Raw genomic sequence first — 20,616 nt, 5'->3', positions numbered from 1 at the left:
ATGGACGCGGCGAGCCGCATCGCGCGGATCTGGTACGAAGGCGCGCCGGTGCCGCTCGCGTTGCGCGCGCTGGTGCCGGTCTACCGCGGCCTGCGCGCGCTGCATCTCGCACCATACCGGCTGGGCCTGCGGCGCGCGGCGCGCGTCGCGGCACCGGTCATCGTCGTCGGCAACCTTACCGCGGGCGGCAGCGGCAAGACGCCGCTCGTGATCGCGCTGGCCGAGAACCTGCGCCTGCACGGCTTGCGGCCCGGCGTCGTCAGCCGCGGCTACGGCGGCACCGAGCGGGGCCCCATGCTGCTCGATGACCTGCCCGATCCGCGCCGCGTCGGCGACGAGCCGTGCGTGATCCGTCGCCGCACCGGCGCCGAGGTCGCGATCGGGCGCGATCGCGCGCGCGCGGCGGCGCTGCTCATCGAACGCGGCGTCAACGTCGTCATCGCCGACGACGGATTGCAGCACGTGGCGCTCGCGCGCGACCTCGAGATCTGCGTCGTCGACGGCCAGCGCCGTTTCGGCAACGGCTTGCTGCTCCCCGCCGGGCCGTTGCGCGAACCGCTCGCGCGCCTCGATACGATTCCGCTGCGCGTCTGCAACGGTGGCGCCGCGCAGGCCGGCGAGATCCCGATGCGCCTGGCCGGCGACGTCGCCGTGCCGGTGCAGCGCGCGGCATTGACGCGGCCGCTCGACGCCTTCGCCGGCCAGCGCGTGCACGCGGTCGCGGCAATCGGCAACCCCGAACGCTTCTTCCTCGCGTTGCGAGCGCACGGCATCGACGTCGTGGCGCACCCGTTCCCCGATCACCATGCCTTCGCCGCCGCCGACCTCGCCTTCGGCGACGACGCGCCGGTGCTCATGACCGAGAAGGACGCGGTCAAGTGCGTCGCCTTCGCCGACGCCAGGCACTGGTGCGTGCCGGTGCGCGCGGAGCTGCCGGCTTCGTTCTTCGAGGCCGTGATCGAGCGCCTGCACGCGCTGAAAGCACCGTGAAAGCATGGGCCGGCGACAATGCACGCACGCGCCGGCCCGGTGCGTGCCCACCCTCGTGCGAGGTTCCATCCGTGGACAGTTGCAGTAGCCCCAGACGAAGCAGCGCTGCCTCCACGGAGCGGATGGCCCGCTGACGCGATCGCGTCGGCGATGTGGCGATTCCTCGTGGCGGCAGCGTTCCGCCACGATTTCCGGAGTCGCCCATGTCCAAGTTTCTGCCGAGCTTCATCGGTACGTCGCCGCTCGCGGTGGTCGCCGCCGCGCTGCCATCCGCGCTGCGATTCGAGCGTGATCGCCAAGCACCCGCGCCGCACCCGTTGATCGAAGTCGCGCGCCTCGAGCCCGCGGCCGCAATCGCACACCTGGGCGTCGACGGGGAAGGGCTCGATCCCGGCGAGGCCGCCGCGCGGCGCGCCGAGTACGGCCCGAATGCGCTCGCCGAGGAGCGTCGCCGGCCATTCCTGGTCGAAATCGCCCGCCGCTGCTTCACCCGTCCGCTCAACGTGCTGCTCGGCGTGCTCGCCGTCGTGTCGTGGCTCGGCGACGACGCGATGGGCGCGCTGATCATGCTCGCGATGGTGTTCATGTCGGTGTTCCTGTCGTACTTCCAGGAAACGCGCACCAGCCGTGCGATCGAGCGCCTGCGCAGCCTCGTCAGCAATACCGCGACCGTGCGGCGCCGGCCCGCGGCGGGTGCCGATGGCGTGCGCGTGCCGGCCGCGAAGGTCGAAGTCGCGATCGATCAGCTCGTGCCGGGCGACGTCGTCCACCTCGCCGCGGGCGACATGATTCCCGCCGACCTTCGCCTGGTCGCGACGAAGGACTTGTTCGTCAACCAGTCGTCGCTGACCGGCGAGTCGATGCCGGTCGAGAAGTTCGCCGCCGCGGACCGCGATGCCACCGCCCCGCTCGAGGCGCGCAACCTCTGCTTCATGGGCAGCAACGTCGTCAGCGGCAGCGCGCTCGGCGTGATCGTCGCGACCGGTGCGCGGACGACATTCGGCGCACTCGCCGGATCGATCGCGGGCGAGCGAGCGCAGACGAGCTTCGACCGCGGCGTGCAGCGCTTCGCCTGGCTCATGATCCGCTTCATGGCGGTGATGGTGCCGTTCGTGTTCCTCGTCAACGGCTTCGCCAAGGGCGCCTGGCTCGACGCCTTCATGTTCGCGGTTGCCGTGTCGGTGGGTCTCGCGCCCGAGATGCTGCCGATGATCGTCACGATCAACCTTGCCAAGGGGGCGATGGAGATGGCGAAGAAGGACGTCGTCGTAAAGCGCCTCGGCGCGATCCAGAACTTCGGCGCGATCGACGTGCTGTGCACCGACAAGACCGGCACGCTGACCCAGGACAGGGTCATCCTCGAGCGCCACGTCGACGTGCACGGCGGCGAGGACGAACGCGTGCTCGAATTCGCATTCCTCAACAGCCACCACCAGACCGGCCTGCGCAACCTGCTCGACGTCGCGGTGATCGAGCGCGTCGACGCCGATGCACGCCGGCGCCTGCTCGGCGAATACACCCCCGTCGACGAGGTCCCGTTCGACTTCACGCGCCGGCGCATGTCGGTGATCGTGCGCGATCGCGCGGGGCGGCATTTCCTCGTCGCCAAGGGCGCGGTCGCGGAGATGCTCGGGATCTGCGCGCGCGTGCGAGTCGCCAGCGGGGACGTCGCCGCCGACGAGGCATGCCTCGCCGATGCGCGGCGGGTCGCGCGCGACATGAACGACGACGGCTTCCGCGTCATCGCGCTCGGCATGCGCGAGATCGAGGCGAAGGCCACGTATTCGCTCGCCGACGAGACGGGCCTCGTGCTGACCGGCTTCGTCGCGTTCCTCGACCCGCCCAAGGACAGCGCGGCCGATGCGATCCGCGCGCTCGCCGACCACGGCGTCGCGGTCAAGGTGCTCACCGGCGACAACGACATCGTCACGCGCAACGTCTGCCGCCAGGTCGGCCTGCGCGTCGAACGCTGGCTCGTCGGCCCCGAGGTCGCGGCGATGGGCGACGAGGAACTGGCGATCGCCACGCGTGACACCCAGGTGTTCGCGCGCCTCGATCCCGCGCAGAAGGTGCGCGTGATCGAGGCGTTGCACCGTGACGGCCGCGTCGTCGGCTTCATGGGCGACGGCATCAACGACGGCCCTGCGCTGCGCGCGGCCGACGTCGGCATCTCGGTGGACAGTGCGGTCGACATCGCCAAGGAGGCCGCCGACATCATCCTGCTCGAGAAGAGCCTGATGGTGCTCGAGGAAGGGTTGCTCGAGGGCCGCAAGGTGTTCGGCAACATCCTCAAGTACATCAAGATGACCGCCAGTTCCAACTTCGGCAACATGTTCAGCGTGCTCGGCGCGAGCGCGTTCCTGCCGTTCCTGCCGATGGCGGCGGTGCAGATCCTGCTGAACAACCTGCTCTACGACTTGTCGCAGACCTCGGTCGCGACCGACGACGTCGATCCCGAGTACCTGGCCCGGCCGCGCCAGTGGGACATGCGCGCGATCACGCGCTTCGTGCTGTGCATCGGCCCGGTCAGCTCGCTGTTCGACTACGCGACGTTCGCGCTGCTGTGGTTCGTGTTCGGGGCGAATGAACCGGGGCGGGCGGGGCTGTTCCAGACCGGCTGGTTCGTCGAGTCGCTGCTGTCGCAGACGCTGGTCGTGCACGTGATCCGCACCGGCCGCCTGCCGTTCGTGCGGAGCAGGGCGAGCCGGGCGTTGACGGCCACCGGCGTCGTGATCTGCCTCATCGGCGCGATGCTGCCGTATTCGCCGCTCGCGCCGAAGTTCGGCTTCGTCGCGTTGCCGGCGACCTATTGGCTGTATCTCGCCCTCATCCTCGCCGCGTACATGGCGCTCGCCCAGGTCGTGAAGACGGCGTTGATCCGCCGCTTCGGCCTGTTGTAGGGCGGTACGCGCGCAGCGCGTGCCGCCTCGCGACCACGCGGCCGGGGCACGATCACGTGCAGTCGCCTGCAGGCGCGGGGCGGATCAAAGGCGCGCAGGCGCCCGATCCGTCGCCGCGCGGCTTGAGCCCGCCTGCACGATATTCCGACGGAAGCGGCCCACCTCGCACGGCTTTCCCGTCATGGCTCGATCGAGGGCTGCCGGACGCGAAGGACCCGGAGCGCTTGAGTTCGCCGCGCGCCGGCCGCACCCTAGTCGGGCCGGTCCGTCTCACGATTCGAGACGACCGCGTGCACACTGCCGCGATGCCGCTCGATACCTTCCATCCCGCCGTTTCAGCCTGGTTCCGCCGGGCGTTCGATGCCCCGACCCCGGCGCAGGCCGAGGCGTGGCCCGCGATCGCCTCGGGCCGGCACACGCTGATCGCCGCGCCGACCGGTTCAGGCAAGACGCTCGCGGCGTTCCTCGCCGCGATCGACGACCTCGTGCGCCGCGGCGTCGAGGGTGGCCTGCCGGACGAGACCGCGGTCGTCTACGTGTCGCCGCTGAAGGCACTGTCGAACGACGTGCGCATCAACCTGGAACGACCGCTCGCCGGCATCCGCGACGAGCTGCTGCAGCTGTGGCTGCCCGACGTCGAGATCCGCACGATGGTGCGCACCGGCGACACGCCGCAGGCGGAGCGCGACCGCATGCGCAAGCGCCCGCCGCACATCGTCGTAACCACGCCCGAGTCGCTCTACATCCTGCTCGGCTCGGCCTCCGGGCGACGCATGCTGTCGACGACACGCACGGTCATCGTCGACGAAATCCATGCGCTCGCGCCGAACAAGCGCGGCGCGCACCTCGCACTCTCGCTCGAGCGACTCGATGCGTTGTGCGGCCGGCGCCTCGTGCGCATCGGCCTGTCGGCGACGCAGAAGCCGATTGCCGAAGTCGCGCGCTTCCTCACCGGCGTCGAGCCGGCCGTGGTGGCGCCGGACGCAGGCACCGCGCCGCACGGCGCATCGGCCATTCCCGCGACGGACATCGCCTGCACGATCGTCGACGCGGGCCACGTGCGCGCGCGCGACCTCGCGCTCGAACTGCCCGAGGCACCGCTCGAAGCCGTGATGTCCGGCGACGTCTGGGGACAGCTGCACGCACGACTCGAGGCGCTCATCGGCGCGCACCGCACGACGCTCATCTTCGTCAACACGCGGCGCATGGCCGAGCGCCTCGCGCGCCACCTCAGCGACAGCCTCGGCAAGGACAAGGTCACCGCGCACCACGGCAGCATGTCGAAGGAACACCGCTTCGACGCCGAGCAGCGCCTCAAGCGCGGCGACCTCAAGGCGCTCGTCGCCACCGCTTCGCTCGAACTCGGCATCGACATCGGCGACGTCGACCTCGTCTGCCAGATCGGTACGCCGCGCGCGATCTCGACCTTCCTGCAGCGCGTCGGCCGCTCCGGCCATGCGGTCGGTGGCACGCCGAAGGGGCGGCTGTTCCCGCTCTCGCGCGACGAGCTGGTCGAGTGCGCGGCCCTGCTCGACGCGGTGCGCCGCGGCGAGCTCGACACCCTGCACGTCGAGGCGGCGCCGCTCGACGTGCTGGCGCAGCAGGTCGTCGCCGAGGTCGCGAGCCGCGAGTGGAGCGAGGACAAGCTCTACGCCACCGTGCGCCACGCGTATCCGTTCGCCGGCGTCACGCGCGAGCAGTTCACCGCGGTGCTGCGCATGCTCGCCGAGGGCTACACGACGCGCAACGGCCCGCGCGGCGCGTACCTGCATCGCGACGCGGTCAACGGCGTGCTGCGCGCGAGCCGCGGCGCGCGCCTCACCTCGCTGACCTCGGGCGGTGCGATCCCCGATACCGCAGACTACGAAGTCGTGCTCGAGCCGCAGGCGACGATGATCGGCAGCGTGCACGAGGACTTCGCCGTCGAGAGCATCGCCGGCGACATCTTCCAGCTCGGCAACCACGCCTATCGCGTGCTGCGGGTCGAGCGCGGGCGCATCCGCGTCGAGGACGCGCAGGGCGCGCCGCCGACGATCCCGTTCTGGCTCGGCGAGGCGCCGGGCCGCAGCGACGAATTGTCGTTCGCCGTATCGCGCCTGCGCGAAGAAGTCGGCGCACGCCTCGCCGGCGCCGATGCGCTGCCCGGCGAACTCGGCGAGAGCGTGCAGCAAACCGTCGACTGGCTCGTCGCCGAGGTCGGCATCGGCGCGGCGGCCGCGCGCCAGATCGTCGACTACCTCGGCTCGGCGAAGATCGCGCTCGGTGTGCTGCCGACCCAGCATACGCTCGCGATGGAGCGCTTCTTCGACGAATCGGGCGGAACCCAGCTCGTCATCCACACGCCATTCGGCAGCCGCATGAACCGCGCCTGGGGCCTCGCCCTGCGCAAGCGGTTCTGCCGCACGTTCAACTTCGAGCTGCAGGCGGCCGCGACCGAGGACGCGATCATCCTTTCGCTGTCGACGAGCCACAGCTTTCCGCTCGACGAAGTCGCGCGATACCTGCATTCGAACACCGTGCGCGACGTGCTCGTGCAGGCGCTGCTCGACGCGCCGATGTTCGGCCTGCGCTTCCGCTGGAACGCGACGACCGCGCTCGCATTGCCGCGCTTCCAGGGCGGCAGCAAGGTGCCACCGCAGCTGCAGCGCATGAAGGCCGAAGACCTGCTCGCGCAGGTGTTCCCGGACCAGGTCGCCTGTCTCGAGAACATCGTCGGCGAGCGGCAGATCCCCGAGCACCCGCTGGTCGACCAGACCCTGCACGACTGCCTGCACGAGGCGATGGACATCGACGCGCTCGTCGCGTTGCTGCAACGGCTCGAGCGCGGTGACGCGCGCATCGTCGCGCGCGACCTCACCGGTCCCTCGCCGCTCGCGGCGGAAATCCTCGGCGCGCGCCCGTATGCGTTCCTCGACGATGCGCCGCTCGAGGAGCGGCGCACGCAGGCGGTCGGCAGCCGGCGCTGGAGTTCGCCCGAACATGCCGACGACCTCGGTCGCCTCGACCAGGACGCGATCGACGCGGTGCGCGAGGAAGCCTGGCCGCAGGCGCGTGGGGCCGACGAGCTGCATGCGGCGCTCATGGGCGTCGCCTACGTGACGGCGGCCGAGGCGCGCGCGAACCATGGCTGGATGCAATGGCTCGAACGGCTCTTCGCCGACCGCCGCGTCACGCGCCTGTCGATCGGCACGGGCGGCGACGCGTTCGCATGGGTGCCGGCCGAGCGCCTGCCGCAGTTCGCAGCCGTGCTGCCGGGCGCATCGCTCGATCCGGCGATCGAGGCGCCGGCCGAATACGCGGCGGTCGCATGGACGGCCGAGGACGCACTCGTCGAGATCCTGCGCGCACGCATGACCGCGCTCGGGCCCGTGCGGCCCACCGCGATCGCCACCTCGCTCGGCATCGACCGCTCCGCGGTCGATCTCGCGCTGCTCGCGCTCGAACGCAACGGCTTCGTCATGCAGGGCCGCTATTCGGGCGAGGCACTCACGCCCGATGGCGAAATCGAGTGGTGCGAGCGGCACCTGCTCGCGCGCATCCATCGCTACACGGTCAAGCGCCTGCGGCGCGAGATCGAGCCGGTCGAGCCGCGTGACTACATGCGCTTCCTGTTCGACTGGCAGCGCGTCGCCGACGGCACGCGCGTGAGCGGGCCCGACGCGCTCGCCGGCGTGCTCGCCCAGCTCGAAGGCTACGAAGCGCCCGCGTCCGCGTGGGAGGGCTCGATCCTGCCGGCGCGCGTCGACGGCTACGAGATCGCCTGGCTCGACGCGCTGTGCCAGTCAGGTCGCCTCGTCTGGACGCGACTGCGAGCGCGCAAGGGCGGCAGCGAGCGGTCCGGGGGCCCGGTGCGCGCGACGCCGATCGTGCTGCTGCAGCGGCGCAACCTCGACACCTGGATGACGCTCGCGAACGCTGCGAACCAGGATGCGCCGGCACTGTCCTCGCGCGCAGAGGTCGTCGCCGAGCACCTGTCCAGGCATGGCGCGTCGTTCTTCGACGAACTCCTGTCCGGCACGCGCCTGCTGCACGTGCAGCTCGAGGAAGCACTCGGCGAGCTCGTCGCTTCCGGCCTCGTGCACTCCGACAGCTACAGCGGCCTGCGCGCGCTGCTCGTGCCGTCGTCGAAGCGCCCGTCGACGGCGCGGCGCCGGCATGGTCGCCGCAGCGCGCTGTTCGGCATCGAGGATGCCGGGCGCTGGGCTCTCGTGCGTCGCGGCGCCACCGCGCAGGGCGACGAGGCAGCGACGATCGAACATGTCGCGCGCGTGTTGCTGCGTCGGTACGGCGTCGTCTGCTGGCGCCTGCTCGCGTACGAAGCGGAATGGCTGCCGCCGTGGCGTGACCTGCTGCGTGCCTACCATCGGCTCGAAGCGCGCGGCGAGATCCGCGGCGGCCGCTTCATCGCCGGCATCGCCGGCGAACAGTTCGCGATGCCGGAAGCGGTCGCCGCGCTGCGCGCGGTACGCCAGCGACCACTCGAAGGGCGCTTCGTCTGCCTGAGCGGCGCCGATCCGCTCAATCTCACCGGCGGCCTGCTCGCCGGCGACAAGGTCCCGCACGTCGCCGCGGCGCGCGTGCTCTACCGCGACGGCGTGCCGGTCGCGCAGCGCGTCGCAGGCACCGTCTCCTTCGTCGGTGCCCCTGCGCCCGCGGAGGAGCAGGCGATGCGGGCGCACCTGCTGCGCGATCGCCCGTTGCGCGCGGCGGCCGGTCCTGCGGACGGCCAGGAAGAAGAGTAGCGCGTGCTGATGCGGCGCGTCGGCAAGATGAATCGGCGCCGACCACGATCGCAGGCGCATACGCAGGGTTAAGGCAGTCGCGCCGATAGTCGGTCCGCTTCTTCTTCAGCGAGGAAACCGACCATGCGCAACATCCTTCTCGCCGCGGCGCTCGCGGCCCTTTCATTCGGCGCCAGCGCGCAGATGCGCGAAGTGGTGGAGGTTCCGGCTGGCGCGCTCGACCAGGCCGACGTCGACTTCCTGCGTACCGCCGATACCGCCAACATCGACCAGCTCACGTTCGCGATGCGCGTGACCGGGCGTGCCCGCACCAGCGTGCGTTCGCTCGCCGAAAACGTGCTGGGCAGCCACCGCAAGGCCGACGACGCGCTGCGCATGCTCGCGACGGCGAAGAACGTCGAGCTCGATCACCGCATGTCGCCGCGCGCGCAATCGGAGGCCGACGACCTGCTGCGCCGCGACGTCGACGTCGATCGCATGTACGTCGAGGACCTCGCGCGCGACAGTGCCGACATGATCGCGCTGTACGAGGCGGCGCGCGACACGAGTCGCGACCCCGACATCCGCCAGTATGCCGAGACGATGCTGCCGGCACTGCGCAGCAACCAGCGCCAGGCGGAGGACCGCCTCGCCCGCGCGGGCCTCGCCCGCGAGTGACGCCCAACGCGGATCGGGCGGGCGGTTGACGCGCGCGGACCCGCCGACCCCCTACGCCGTCGCAGCCTCGTCGCGCACCCCTCGCGCGACGAGGCTGTTCGCGGTGAGGTCCCCCGTGACGTTGCCGACGGTCGCGAACACGTCGGGCACGGTGTCGACCGCGAGCAGCAGGCCGAGGGGCTCGACCGGCAGGCCCATCGTCGAGGTGACCGGCATCGTCGCGGCCATGAAGCTGACCTGGCCGGGCAGGCCGACGGCACCGAGACTCAGTACCACCGCGAGCGCGGTGGCGAGCGCGAGTTGCGCGAGTGGCACGTCGACGCCGTGAATCCACGCGACGAAAGAGGCCGCGCCGATGTACTGCATCGGGCTGGTCAGCCGGAACAGCGACACCGCCATCGGCAGCACGAGCGCGGACACCGCGCGCGGATGCCCGAGCCGGTCACGCGCGCTTTCGAGCATCGCGGGCAGCGAGGCGAGCGAGGATTGCGTGCTCGCGGCGACCACCTGCGGCGGCAGCAGCCCCGCGACCCAGCGCCGCGGTGCTTCGCGGCCGACGATGATCGCCAGCGGGTAGAGCAGCAGGGCCATCGCTGCATAGGTCGCGCATTGCATCGCGATGTAACCGCCGAGCGCACCCAGCACGCCCGCGCCGGCGTGCGCGCAGACGGCGAAGATCAGCGCGAACACGCCGAGCGGCGCCGCCCACAGCACCCAGCGCACGATCACGATCATCGTGTCGGCGATGGCCTGGAAGAACTCGAGCATGCGTTCGCGGCGGCCCGTCTCGATGCGCGTGAGCGCGAAGCCGAAGAACAGCGCGAACACGACCAGCGGCAGCATCGCCCCCTGCGCCGCCGCGGCGATCGCATTGACCGGGACGACGCCGGCGAACCAGTCGCCGAAGCCGACCGTGGCCGGCGTGCTAGCCCCGGCGGGGATCGCGGCGCGGAGCTTTTCGATCGCGATGGGGTCGCGTGGCAGCAGCGAGAGCAGCAGCGGATCGACGACCGCGGCGAACACGGCGCCCGCGGTCAGCAGCAGCGCGAAGACGACGATCGCGCGGCGCGCGATGCGCCCGGATGCGGCCGCGTCGTTGGCGGCGCCGACGCCGATCACGACGAGCGCGAGCACGAGGGGCACGACCGTCATCTGCAGTGCATTGAGCCACAGCCGCCCGATCGGCTGGGCGAACGCGACGGCGCGTTCGGCGATCGCGGGATCGAGCCACGCGAGCAGCAGGCCGGCGGCCGCGCCTGCCACGAGGCCGAGCAGGATGCGGAGCGTGTTCGACATGCGAAGGTCCGGTCGTCGTTGGAAAGGAATGGCTACGGCTGCGCGACGAGCGGCAGCCGCCACGCTGCCTGCAGTCGGCGGTACTCCGGCCACGGCAACAGCACGAACACCGGATCGGCGTCGGCGCGCAGGCTCGCGAGCAGGCGCCTCATCGCATCGCCCGCCATCGCCGTGCAACCCGCGGTCGTGCCGCCGTCGCGCCACAGGTGCGCGAAGATGCAGCTGCCCGCGCCGCGTTCGTGCTGCGGATTGTGTTCGATCACGAAGCCGAGCGCATAGCGCATGTCGCCACCGGCGTGCAGGTCGCGCCGCATCGGTTCGGTCGAACCCGCGACGGCGACCGCACCGACATCGCGCGTATCGACGATGCGGTTGTAGAGCGGCGACGCGTCGTCGTCGATGCACCAGTGGCCCTCGTCCATCGGTGCATAGGCGAGGCCGGTCGCTGCCGCGGGCGCGTAGCCGAATGCCGTGCCGATCGAGAAGACGCCGGCAGGGCTGCGGCCATCGCCCTCGCGCTTGCGCGGCCCCGTTTGATCCGGATGCAGGCCGATGCCCCAGGCCGAGCCGCCACGGCCGATCGTGACGGGGAACGCGTCCATGCCGCGCCAGCCGTCGCTCGTGCGCTCGAAGAGGTGCAGCGTGCCGCGCGTCGCATCCCAGTCGGCGGTCGTCACGAGCACGAGCTGTCGCGCGGCTGCCCACGCCGGTTCGGGTGCGCGCGGTGCGCGCGCACACGCGCAGGCCAGCACGGCGACGCCGCACGCGAGCACGAGGAGCAGGGCGAAGCGCATCTCAGTGCTCGAGCATCGCGCGGATGCGCTCGAGGTTGCCGTCGAGCTGCGCCAGGCGCTCGCCGCGTTCGCACAGCAGCACGAAGATCATGTCGAGCAGGTGCCGCAACGCGGACTGGTACAGCAGCGGCTCGATGTGCGCGCGTTCATCGTGCGCCGAGACGAGCAGCGGGAAATCGGCGATCGTGCAGAGCGCATTGGCAGTATGCCGCGTGACCGACACGAGCTTGCCGTGGCGTTCGCGGAACTGCCGCCCGATCTGGCATAGCGCGGGCTGGTTGCCGTGTTCGGAGAACGCGAACAGGACGTCGCCCGCGCTGGCGCCGGCAATTCCCGCCGCCATCAGCACGGGATCGAAGTGATGCACGGTCAGGATGTCGAGCAGCGAGAGGCGGATCGCGAACGCGCGCGCGGGGATGCCGTCTTCGCCGAGGCCGATGACGAACACCTTGCCGGCGGCGTCGATCGCCGCGGCGATCGCGTCGATGCGGCTGGCCGGGTTGATCAACCGCGTCTCCTGCTCGGCCTGCGACTTGCGATGCCAGAGGCTTTCCGCCAGCGCCGCATGCGGGTCGTCGCGCACGGGTTCCGCGCTGCCGTTCGTCTCGCCGTCGCCACGCGCGATCGATTCGCCGACCGAGTACTTGAGGTCCGGATAGCCCTTGAAGCCGAGCTTCTGGCTGAACTTGACCACGCTCGACTGGCTGATCTTCAGTGCGTTGGCGAGCTGTTGCGAGGAGTAGTCGCGCAGCAGGTGCGCGTTCTCGAGGATGTAGTCGGCGATGCGCCGCTCGATCGCGGACATCTGGTCACGTTCGGCGCGTATCTTCAGGAGGGGCGACATCGTCGTCTCAGGCGAGCAGCTCGAGGCCGCGGATCTCGCGGATGCCGAGGCCGGGGGCATCGGTCACGCTGATCTCCGACTCGTTGAAGATGACGCCGCCGTCGACCGGGTTGAACGCGCACAGCGACGGGCCGTCGAGGTCGACCTTGGTGATCGCGTGCGCCTTCGCCACCGCGACGTGCACCGCCGCGGCGACGCTGATGCTGGTTTCGAGCATGCAACCGATCATGCATTCGACTTCGTACATCGCCGCGATGTCGGCGATGCGGATCGCGTTGGAGATGCCGCCGGTCTTCATGAGCTTGATGTTGATGATGTCGGCCGCGCGCATGCGGATCAACTCGATCACTTCGGTCGGCCCGAACACGCTTTCGTCGGCCATGATCGGCGTGTGCACGCGTTCGGTCACGTACTTCATGCCGTCGAGGTCCTGCGCCTTGACCGGCTGCTCGACCAGCTCCAGCCGCACGCCGGCGTCCTCGAGCGTCTGCAGCGCATACACCGCCTGTTTCGCCGTCCAGCCCTGGTTGGCGTCGAGGCGCAGCAGCGCGCGGCCTTCGACCGCGGCATAGATCGCCTTGACCCGTTCGATGTCGACGCCGATGTCCTTGCCGACCTTGATCTTCAGCGACTCGAAGCCGCGATCCACCGCCGCGATCGAGTCGGCGACCATCTTGTCGATGTAGTCGACGCTGATCGTGATGTCGGTCGTGATGACCGGGTCGCCGCCGCCGAGCAGGCGGTAGAGCGGCGCGCCGTAGAGCTGGCCGAACAGGTCGTAGACGGCGATCTCGACCGCCGCCTTCGCACTCGAATTCTTCTCCATCGCGCCCTGGACCAGGCGCGTGATGCGGTTGAGGTCGGCGACGTCGGCGCCGATCAGGCGCGGCGAGATATAGTGTCGGATCGCCTCGACGATCGAGCCGTGCGTATCGCCGGTGATGACCGCGGTCGCCGGCGCCTCGCCGTAGCCGACATGGCCGGTGTCGGTGTTCACAATGACGACGATGTCCTCGACCATGTCGACCGTGCGCAGCGCGGTCTTGAACGGCGTCTTCAGGGGCACGCGCAGCATGCCGAAACGGATGTCGGTGATCTTCATGGCCGGTTCGTCGCGTCCTTGGTGGCGTCGGGGCGGATCCGCACGATGCTGGTCATGCGGTCGACGTAGTAATCCTTGTCGTTGAACTGCAGCGGCAGCAACGGCGAGACCGACACGGCGTTGAGAAGCACGCGCGCCATGCTGCCGTCCTGCCGGCGGTAGCTGAGGCCGGTGGTGTCGTGGATCACGTACGGCTCGCCGTCGACGTCGCCGATCGCCATCATCACGTGGCCGGGGATGTAGACGAGGTCGCCGACTTCGAGCGCGCGCGCCGCGGCGACGCGCGCGTCGTGGTCGTCGGCGTCGCCGAACGCGGTGTGGCGCAGGCCCGCGCTGAGGCTCTGGTCGCGCGTGTTGCGCGGCATCTGCACGCCCATGCTGCGGTAGACGTCGGAGACGAAGCCGCTGCAGTCGCGCGCGTCGTACGAGTGGCCCCAACCGTAGCGTTCGCCGAGGAACTTGAACGCCTGGCGCAGCAGGTTCGCGCGCGTCAGCGGCAGGTAGTCGCTGTTGGTGTCCATGCGCTTCTGCAGCAGCGCGGGCGTGAACGCGAGCGAGCCGTCGTCGCGGCGCAGCGGCAGCTGGATCACGTGCGAGCTGTACGGGTGCTCGCCATTGACCGGCCGTCCGGCGGGCCAGTCGGCGAGCACGGGCACGCGCGTACTCATGTCGAGCTGCAGGCGCGAGACCGCGGGTTGCTCCGGCGTCGCGACGGTCGTGACGGTCGCTCCCGTGACGATGCGGTAAGGCTTGCGCTCGGCGTAGGCGAACACCTCGTCGGCCGTGCCCTCGGCGACGAAGCGTCGTTCGATCCACGCCGCATACAACGGGCTCACCACGAACCACCAGCGACCGTCGCGGCTCGCGTGCGCGATGACGACCGGCGTGCCCGGGAACAGCGCGCTCTCCTGGAAACGGTCGATGTCGGTGTCGCCGGGCTCGCTGAAGACGCGCGTCGTGGTCGGGAAGCGGCGCAGGTCCGCGCGTGCGACGACGAGGCCGTAGCGTGCATCGGCACGTTCGGGGATCGCATCGACGGCACGGTTGGCGAGCCATTCCTCGCGTTGCGTCGCCGCGACCGCCTTGCCGTCGACGGCGTAGAGGGTCTCTTCGACGTCGCCCGAGAGGTCCTCGATCCAGCCCGCGACGAGCGAGCGATCGAGCCGCGCGGGCAACGCGCGCAAGTCGTGCATCGACGGGTCGAGCGCGCGCAGGCGCGCATTGTCGACGGCGATCGCGGCGCGATCGAGCACGACGCGATCCGGATCGGCAAGGCGCGCGATCCAGTAGCCGGGGGTGAGCTTGGACTCGTCGACGCCGATCACGCCGTGCTCCGGTACCGGCGCCGGCGCCGCATCATCGGCGCGCGCCGGCGTACCCGCCGCGGTGGCGAGCAGCGCGGCGAACAAACAAGTGGGGAAGGGCGCATTCATGGAGGAACCGGATCAGGCGAGGGCCAGTCGGGACAGGATGCCGGCGACCAGCAGGCCGAAGCCGGTGCCGAGGATGTAGCCGAGCAGCGCGAGCAGCACGCCGACCGGCGCCAGCGCACGCGAATAGCTCGCGGCGAGGATCGGCGTCGCGGCGACGCCGCCGATGTGCGCGAGCGAGCAGATGCCGCACAAGTACAGGTCGAAATGGAACGCGCGCGCGGCGAGTGCGAGCAGCAACGCGTGCACGCCGATGATCGTGACGCCGCAGGCGAGGTACAGCGGCGCGCTCGCGATGCCTTCGAAGTTGCTCTGCGAGGCGAGCACGGCGACGACGAGGATCAGCAGCGCGCCGGAAATCGGCGAAGCGCCCGGGAAGCGCGCGAGCGGCGTGTGCGCGACGACGAGCCCGGCGATCGTCGCGAGCAGGATCGTCCAGGTCGTCGCCGACACCATGCCCGTCGCCGGCAGCCGCGCCGCGATCATCGCGGCCGCGAACGCGACCAGCAGCGCCGAACCGCACCAGAGCAGCACTGCATCCGGCGTCGTCGCGCCCGCCGGCGCGGCGGCCTCCACCGTGAGCTCGGCGCTCGAGCGCGCCCGCGTCCACGCGTTGAAGGCCGGAGCGAGCCGGGCGATCGAGAACAGCACGACCACCCACATCGAATAGCACAGCGCATCGGTGAGCAGCGACATCGCGAGCAGCGAATCGGGCATGTCGATCGACTGCTTCACCGCGACCATGTTCGCGGTGCCGCCGACCCAGCTGCCACTGAGTGCCGCGAGCGGCTGCCAGCCCTCGTTCGGCAGCGCATGCCGGAACAGCAGCCAGGTCGCGATGAATGCGACGAACAGGCTCGCCGTGGTGCAGGCGAACACCGCGAGCACGCGCGGGCCGAGCGCGATGATCGCGCGCAGGTCGCAGTTGATCATGAGCAGGAACAGCAAGGCCGGCACGAGTCGCGTGGTCAGCATCGACTGCACCTCGCGGATCTCCGGCGTGATCTGCCACAGGCCCGCTGCGGCGAGCGCAGTCACGAGCAGGTAAGTGAGCACGATCGGCGGCAGCACCGCGAAGCCGCGCCAGCCGTAACGCCGTTCGAGGGCCGGAAAAAGGCCGGCCGCGAGCAGCATGAGGGCCAGGTAAGGCCATGCCGTGCGGATCATTTTCTGCCCTCTGACACGGCATCGGATGCGGTCACGGAATAGTTAATTCCATTGCTTCGTATTAGAAGCATAAATTATTGACGCTCGTTTGCAAGCATGTTACACAGGTGGCCGGGGTTGTACTGGGGACTCTAGGTGGCCATCGCATCCGCAACGGTCGCGCCCATGTCGCGTCGGCGACGTCTTCGCCTCCTGCTGCTCGTCGTGATCGCGTGCGGCGGCGTCGCGCAGGCCGGGGACGTGCCCGCCCCGGCGGCGATCATCGCGATGATCGATGCAGGCCAGTTCAAGGCCGCCGAATCCGCGATCGCGGCCGCGCTCGCGCGCGAGGATGGCGACGCGACGATGCGGTCGGTACTCGAGTTCCAGCGCGAGCGCATGCGCCGCATCCGCCTCGACTTCAGCCTCGACACGGACGCGGCCAAGGCGCGTGTAAGACAGCAGATCCCCGACCTCACCGCGGCCGAGTTCGCCGCGTGGGATGCCGCGGGCCTGCTCGAACACCAGCTCATCGACGGCGAGCTGCGCTACTTCAAGCGCGCGCCGTCGAACCTTTTCCTGCTCGGCGAAGCCGCGCGTGCGCGTCGCGCGAAGCCGGTGCCGCCGCACGTCGGCCCGATGGAAGTCGCCAACGCGCATCATCGCGAAGCGCGCGACGCGGCGCTCGCGAGCGGTCGCAGCAGCGTCGCAGCGCGCCACGTGCGCGTCACGCAGTCGATCAGCGTGCACGCCGACGCGGTGCCGGCGGGCGAGGTCGTGCGCGCGTGGCTGCCATATCCGCGCGAGATCGCCGGCCAGCAGGAGCACCTGCGCTTCGAGGCGAGCGTGCCGCGCAAGCACGTGCTCGCGCCGGCGTCGGCGCTGCAACGCACGGTGTATCTCGAAGCGCGCGCCCGCGCGGGCGAGGCGACGAGGTTCTCGGTGACCTACGAACTCGACGTCCATGCGCAATACCACGCGATCGATGCGGACAAGGTCGTGCCCGTGGCGGTCACGCCGGAACTCGCGCCCTACCTCGCCGAGCGCCCGCCGCACATCGTCTTCAGCGAGCCCCTCGAGCTCTTCTCGCGGCAGATCGTCGGCGACGAGAAGAATCCCTGGCGCATCGCGCAGAAACTCTACGCTGCGGTCGACCGCATCCCGTGGGCGGGCGCGCGCGAGTATTCGACGATCAGCAACATCAGCGACTACGCGCTGCATGCGGGGCATGCCGATTGCGGCCAGCAGACCCTGCTGCTGATGACCCTGTTGCGCATGAACGGCATCCCGACGCGCTGGCAGTCCGGCTGGATCTATTCCGACGCCGGCTACGACGACATGCACGACTGGGGCTGGCTCTACGTCGCGCCGTACGGCTGGGTGCCGATGGACGTGACGTTCGGGCGTCTCGACGACGGCGACCCGGCGATCGCGGGCTTCTACCTCGGCGGCCTCGACGCCTACCGCATCGCGTTCAACGACGACTACGGCCGCGAGCTCGTGCCGCCGAAGACGCATTTCCGCTCCGAAACCGTCGACCTGCAGCGCGGCGAGGTCGAGTGGAGCGGCGGCAACCTGTATTTCGACCAGTGGGACTACGCCTTCGAGTGGAGCGTGCGCCCCGCGCGCGCCGACTGAACGGCGACGGGAATCCAACCGCCAACGGGGAGATCGGACATGGGTGGCAACACGCGCGTACTTCGCAAGCGCAGGCTGTGCCTGGCGCTCGGACTGTGTCTGTCGTGCATCGCGGTGCCGGCCTTCGCCGGCAACACCGATGGCTCGATCGTCGGCAAGACCGCCGCGGGCGCGACCGTGACCGTGACCAGTCCGGAGACCGGGCTCACGCGCACGGTCGTCGCCGACGACAAGGGCAACTACCGCTTCCCGTACCTGCCGGTCGGCAAGTACACGCTGCAGGCGGAGAAGGACGGCGCGGCGGTCGGCGAACCGCTCGCGATCCGCGTGAGCCTCGGCAACGCGACGACCGTCGACGTCGGCGAGGCGGTCAGCCTCGAAGCGGTCAAGGTCACCGGCACGAGCGTTGTTTCCGCGGTCGACGTGACCTCGACCGAAATCGCCACCAATGTCACGCGCGAGGAACTGCGCCGCCTGCCTGTCGACCAGAACGTCGACTCGGTGGCGACCCTCGCGCCCGGCGTCAACAAGGGCGTGGCGGCGTTCGGCGGCCTCTCGTTCGGCGGCTCGTCGGTCGCCGAGAACTCGTTCTACGTCAACGGCCTCAACGTCACCGACTTCTACAACCGCAACGGGTTCTCCGAGGCGCCGTTCGCGTTCTACCAGGAATTCCAGGTCAAGACCGGCGGCTATTCGGTCGAATTCGGTCGCAGCACGGGCGGCGTCGTCAACGCGGTCGTGCGCTCGGGCAGCAACGACTTCCACTACGGTGCCGAGCTCACGACCGAGCCGGCGGACTGGCATTCGTCGGCGAAGGACCGCTACACGTCCGATGGCGAGCGCTATCTCGCCGCGAGCAGGGACGAGCAGTCGCTGACCAAGCTCAACCTGTACGCGTCGGGCCCCATCGTGCAGGACAAGCTGTTCTTCTTCCTCATGTACGAGGGGCGCGACGACCGCCCGCGGAACACCAGCGACGACGGCACGGTGCTCACGCGCAACGCGTCCGACGACGGCTTCTGGGGCACCAAGTTCGACTGGCACATCAACGACAAGAACCTGCTCGAGTTGATGGCGTTCTCCAACAAGAACAGCAGGACTGGCGACGTCTACGACTACGACTTCGAGGCCGGCGAGCGTGGCGCGAAGACGAACGAGATCTACACCGACACGGGCGGCCGCAACTGGAACCTCACCTGGTCGTCGTACCTCACCAACGACTTCTCGATGAAGCTCATGTACGGCAAGAACGAGCGCGAGAACTTCCAGCGCTCGCTGTCGGACATCGAATGCAACCGCGTCGTGGCGAACAACCAGATTCCGTCGCCCGGCGTGCCGCTCGGCTGCACGACCAACAGCGCGGTGATCTCGCGCAACGACGACCGCAAGGCGATGCGCGCCGACTTCGAATGGACGCTCGGCGACCACCTCCTGCGCTTCGGCCTCGACCGCGAGGAGAACACGTCCGACTACAACCGCTACTATCCCGGCCCCGGCGCGATCTACTACAACATCTACCCGGGCGACACCGGCGACACGATCGACAACGGCGGCGTGATTCCCGAGGGCTACCAGGGCTACGTGCGCGCGCGCCGCTACGAGATCGCCGGCACGTTCGAGTCGATCGACTCCGCCTACTACCTCGAGGACAACTGGTCGATCACGCCGAACTTCCTGCTCAACGCGGGCCTGCGCCTCGACGCGTTCGACAACAAGGACGGCGCCGGTCGCAGCTACATCAAGACCGACGACATGCTCGCGCCACGCCTGGGCTTCTCGTGGGACATGCACGGCGACGGCACGACCAAGCTCTACGGTAACCTCGGGCGGTACTTCCTCCCCGTCGCGAACGTGATCAACATCAAGCAGGGCGGTGGGCTGCTCGACGAGCGCACGTACTACGCGTTCGACGGCTACGACATCGTCGAGCGCGACGGTTCGCGCTACGCGATCCCGCGGCTCGGCCCGCAGATCGGCCCGGTCGACGACTCGCAGGGCGATGGCACGGTCGGCGATCTGCGCTCGGAAGTCGATCGTGACATCGATCCGGTCTACTCCGACGAGGCGATCCTCGGCTTCCAGCAGATGCTCGACGACAAGTGGTCGTGGGGCGTGAGCGGCACCTATCGCAAGCTGCACAACGCGGTGGACGACATGGAAATCAGCGCGACGCCGCAATGCGGCGGCGACGGCTACGTCGGTTGGGTCATGGCCAATCCGGGCAAGCCCGTCACCGTGTGGGGCGACACCGACTGCGACGGCAATGCCGATGGCTGGATCACGATCGATACGTCGCGCGAGGGCTGGGCGATGTACGACAGCGAAGGCAACTACCTCGGCCAGCGCGGCTGGGTCAAGCCGAATCGATCCTACAAGGCACTGGAGTTCCAGATCGATCGCGCATGGGACGGCAAGTGGGCGCTCAACGCGTCGTACACGCTGTCCTGGAGCCGGGGCAACGCCGAAGGACCGGTCAACTCCGACACCGAGTTCGACGATACCGGTCGCACCGAGAATTTCGACGATCCCTGGGTCAACCTCGGCGGCGCCGGCTACCTGCCGAACGACCACCGGCATCAGATCAAGGTGCGCGGGACCTACGCGCTGGACGACCACTGGCGCCTCGGCGGCGACTTCAAGGCGCTGTCCGGCTCGCCGGTCACCGGCTTCGGCGTCGGCAATCCCTACGATGCGACCAACTACCACAGCTACTTCATCTGCGTCGAGAACTGCGACGGCCCGTCGACGGAGCGCGTCTACGTGCGCTCTCCGCGCGGCAGGTACGGCCGCACGCCATGGACGTTCGACGTCGGCGCGAGCATCGCCTGGCTGACGTCGCTCGGCGACAAGGGTCGCCTCCAGGTCAAGTTCGCGGTGTACAACCTGTTCAACCAGCAACACACGATCCGCGTCAACCAGGACCTGCAGACGACGATCGGCGACACCGTGAACGACACGTTCCGGCAACCGATCGGCTTCCAGTCGCCGCGCTTCGCCCAGCTCACCGTCTCCGCCGACTTCTGATGTGCTCTCCCCGCGGCGGCCCGATGCCTGGGCCGCCGTTCTTTTTTTCCTCC

General features: G+C 69.7%; 12 protein-coding genes. 6 read left to right on the top strand and 6 right to left on the bottom strand.

The genetic code is table 11. The annotated features are described in order from the left end of the window. The 4 genes from lpxK (at window position 1) to EV148_RS16745 (ending at window position 9,289) form a co-directional block, all read left to right on the top strand. Entirely contained in the window at window positions 1-990 is a 990-nt protein-coding gene (gene lpxK, locus EV148_RS16760) for a tetraacyldisaccharide 4'-kinase (RefSeq protein WP_132000005.1), read from the top strand. Between the two features lie 203 nt (window positions 991-1,193). Then, the gene (gene mgtA, locus EV148_RS16755) at window positions 1,194-3,890 is read left to right on the top strand and encodes a magnesium-translocating P-type ATPase (protein ID WP_132000004.1); all 2,697 of its coding nucleotides are present in this window, start codon (window positions 1,194-1,196) and stop codon (window positions 3,888-3,890) included. A 305-nt stretch (window positions 3,891-4,195) separates the two neighbouring features. Continuing rightward, the gene (locus tag EV148_RS16750) at window positions 4,196-8,632 is read left to right on the top strand and encodes a DEAD/DEAH box helicase (RefSeq protein WP_132000038.1); all 4,437 of its coding nucleotides are present in this window, start codon (window positions 4,196-4,198) and stop codon (window positions 8,630-8,632) included. A gap of 123 nt (window positions 8,633-8,755) precedes the next feature. Next, entirely contained in the window at window positions 8,756-9,289 is a 534-nt protein-coding gene (locus EV148_RS16745; protein WP_132000003.1) for a DUF4142 domain-containing protein, read from the top strand. Between the two features lie 51 nt (window positions 9,290-9,340). Here the strand turns inward: EV148_RS16745 and EV148_RS16740 are convergent, their stop codons facing one another. From EV148_RS16740 to EV148_RS16715, 6 genes are read right to left on the bottom strand one after another with little or no spacing between them, the layout of a single operon-like run. Next, the gene (locus tag EV148_RS16740; RefSeq protein ID WP_132000002.1) at window positions 9,341-10,585 is read right to left on the bottom strand and encodes a dicarboxylate/amino acid:cation symporter; all 1,245 of its coding nucleotides are present in this window, start codon (window positions 10,583-10,585) and stop codon (window positions 9,341-9,343) included. A 32-nt stretch (window positions 10,586-10,617) separates the two neighbouring features. Further along, window positions 10,618-11,379 (bottom strand): L,D-transpeptidase family protein, encoded by a 762-nt coding sequence (locus EV148_RS16735; protein WP_132000001.1) that lies wholly within the window; start codon window positions 11,377-11,379, stop codon window positions 10,618-10,620. A 1-nt stretch (window position 11,380) separates the two neighbouring features. Next, a complete protein-coding gene (locus EV148_RS16730; protein ID WP_132000000.1) occupies window positions 11,381-12,223 on the bottom strand; it encodes a MurR/RpiR family transcriptional regulator in 843 nt (280 codons plus the stop codon). Window positions 12,224-12,230: 7 nt separating this feature from the next. Beyond that, window positions 12,231-13,325, bottom strand: a complete 1,095-nt coding sequence (locus EV148_RS16725; protein WP_131999999.1) for a dipeptide epimerase — start codon at window positions 13,323-13,325, stop codon at window positions 12,231-12,233. After that, window positions 13,322-14,758, bottom strand: coding sequence for a C40 family peptidase (locus tag EV148_RS16720; protein ID WP_131999998.1), 1,437 nt, complete (start codon window positions 14,756-14,758; stop codon window positions 13,322-13,324). Before EV148_RS16720 ends, EV148_RS16725 begins: the two co-directional genes overlap by 4 nt. A gap of 12 nt (window positions 14,759-14,770) precedes the next feature. Next, a complete protein-coding gene (locus tag EV148_RS16715) occupies window positions 14,771-15,922 on the bottom strand; it encodes a DUF819 family protein (protein WP_131999997.1) in 1,152 nt (383 codons plus the stop codon). A 165-nt stretch (window positions 15,923-16,087) separates the two neighbouring features. On the opposite strand from EV148_RS16715, the gene EV148_RS16710 reads away from it, so the two are divergent. Together EV148_RS16710 and EV148_RS16705 are read left to right on the top strand one after the other, a co-directional pair. Then, the gene (locus EV148_RS16710) at window positions 16,088-17,539 is read left to right on the top strand and encodes a transglutaminase-like domain-containing protein (RefSeq protein WP_131999996.1); all 1,452 of its coding nucleotides are present in this window, start codon (window positions 16,088-16,090) and stop codon (window positions 17,537-17,539) included. Window positions 17,540-17,578: 39 nt separating this feature from the next. Beyond that, window positions 17,579-20,563, top strand: coding sequence for a TonB-dependent receptor (locus EV148_RS16705; protein WP_131999995.1), 2,985 nt, complete (start codon window positions 17,579-17,581; stop codon window positions 20,561-20,563). The last annotated feature ends 53 nt before the right edge of the window (window positions 20,564-20,616 follow it).

The organism is Dokdonella fugitiva, from assembly GCF_004342425.1.
Lineage (GTDB): Bacteria > Pseudomonadota > Gammaproteobacteria > Xanthomonadales > Rhodanobacteraceae > Dokdonella_A > Dokdonella_A fugitiva.
Note: the sequence above shows the minus strand (reverse complement) of the source record. Positions and strands in the feature narration are given on the sequence as shown.

Bases quoted from the DNA above. Each gene is read 5' to 3' on its own strand.
- EV148_RS16710 (WP_131999996.1), top strand. From the start codon at position 16,088: ATGTCGCGTCGGCGACGTCTTCGCCTCCTGCTGCTCGTCGTGATCGCG.
- EV148_RS16715 (WP_131999997.1), bottom strand. From the start codon at position 15,922: ATGATCCGCACGGCATGGCCTTACCTGGCCCTCATGCTGCTCGCGGCC.
- EV148_RS16735 (WP_132000001.1), bottom strand. From the start codon at position 11,379: ATGCGCTTCGCCCTGCTCCTCGTGCTCGCGTGCGGCGTCGCCGTGCTG.
- lpxK (WP_132000005.1), top strand. From the start codon at position 1: ATGGACGCGGCGAGCCGCATCGCGCGGATCTGGTACGAAGGCGCGCCG.
- EV148_RS16740 (WP_132000002.1), bottom strand. From the start codon at position 10,585: ATGTCGAACACGCTCCGCATCCTGCTCGGCCTCGTGGCAGGCGCGGCC.
- EV148_RS16720 (WP_131999998.1), bottom strand. From the start codon at position 14,758: ATGAATGCGCCCTTCCCCACTTGTTTGTTCGCCGCGCTGCTCGCCACC.
- EV148_RS16730 (WP_132000000.1), bottom strand. From the start codon at position 12,223: ATGTCGCCCCTCCTGAAGATACGCGCCGAACGTGACCAGATGTCCGCG.
- EV148_RS16725 (WP_131999999.1), bottom strand. From the start codon at position 13,325: ATGAAGATCACCGACATCCGTTTCGGCATGCTGCGCGTGCCCCTGAAG.
- EV148_RS16745 (WP_132000003.1), top strand. From the start codon at position 8,756: ATGCGCAACATCCTTCTCGCCGCGGCGCTCGCGGCCCTTTCATTCGGC.
- EV148_RS16750 (WP_132000038.1), top strand. From the start codon at position 4,196: ATGCCGCTCGATACCTTCCATCCCGCCGTTTCAGCCTGGTTCCGCCGG.
- EV148_RS16705 (WP_131999995.1), top strand. From the start codon at position 17,579: ATGGGTGGCAACACGCGCGTACTTCGCAAGCGCAGGCTGTGCCTGGCG.
- mgtA (WP_132000004.1), top strand. From the start codon at position 1,194: ATGTCCAAGTTTCTGCCGAGCTTCATCGGTACGTCGCCGCTCGCGGTG.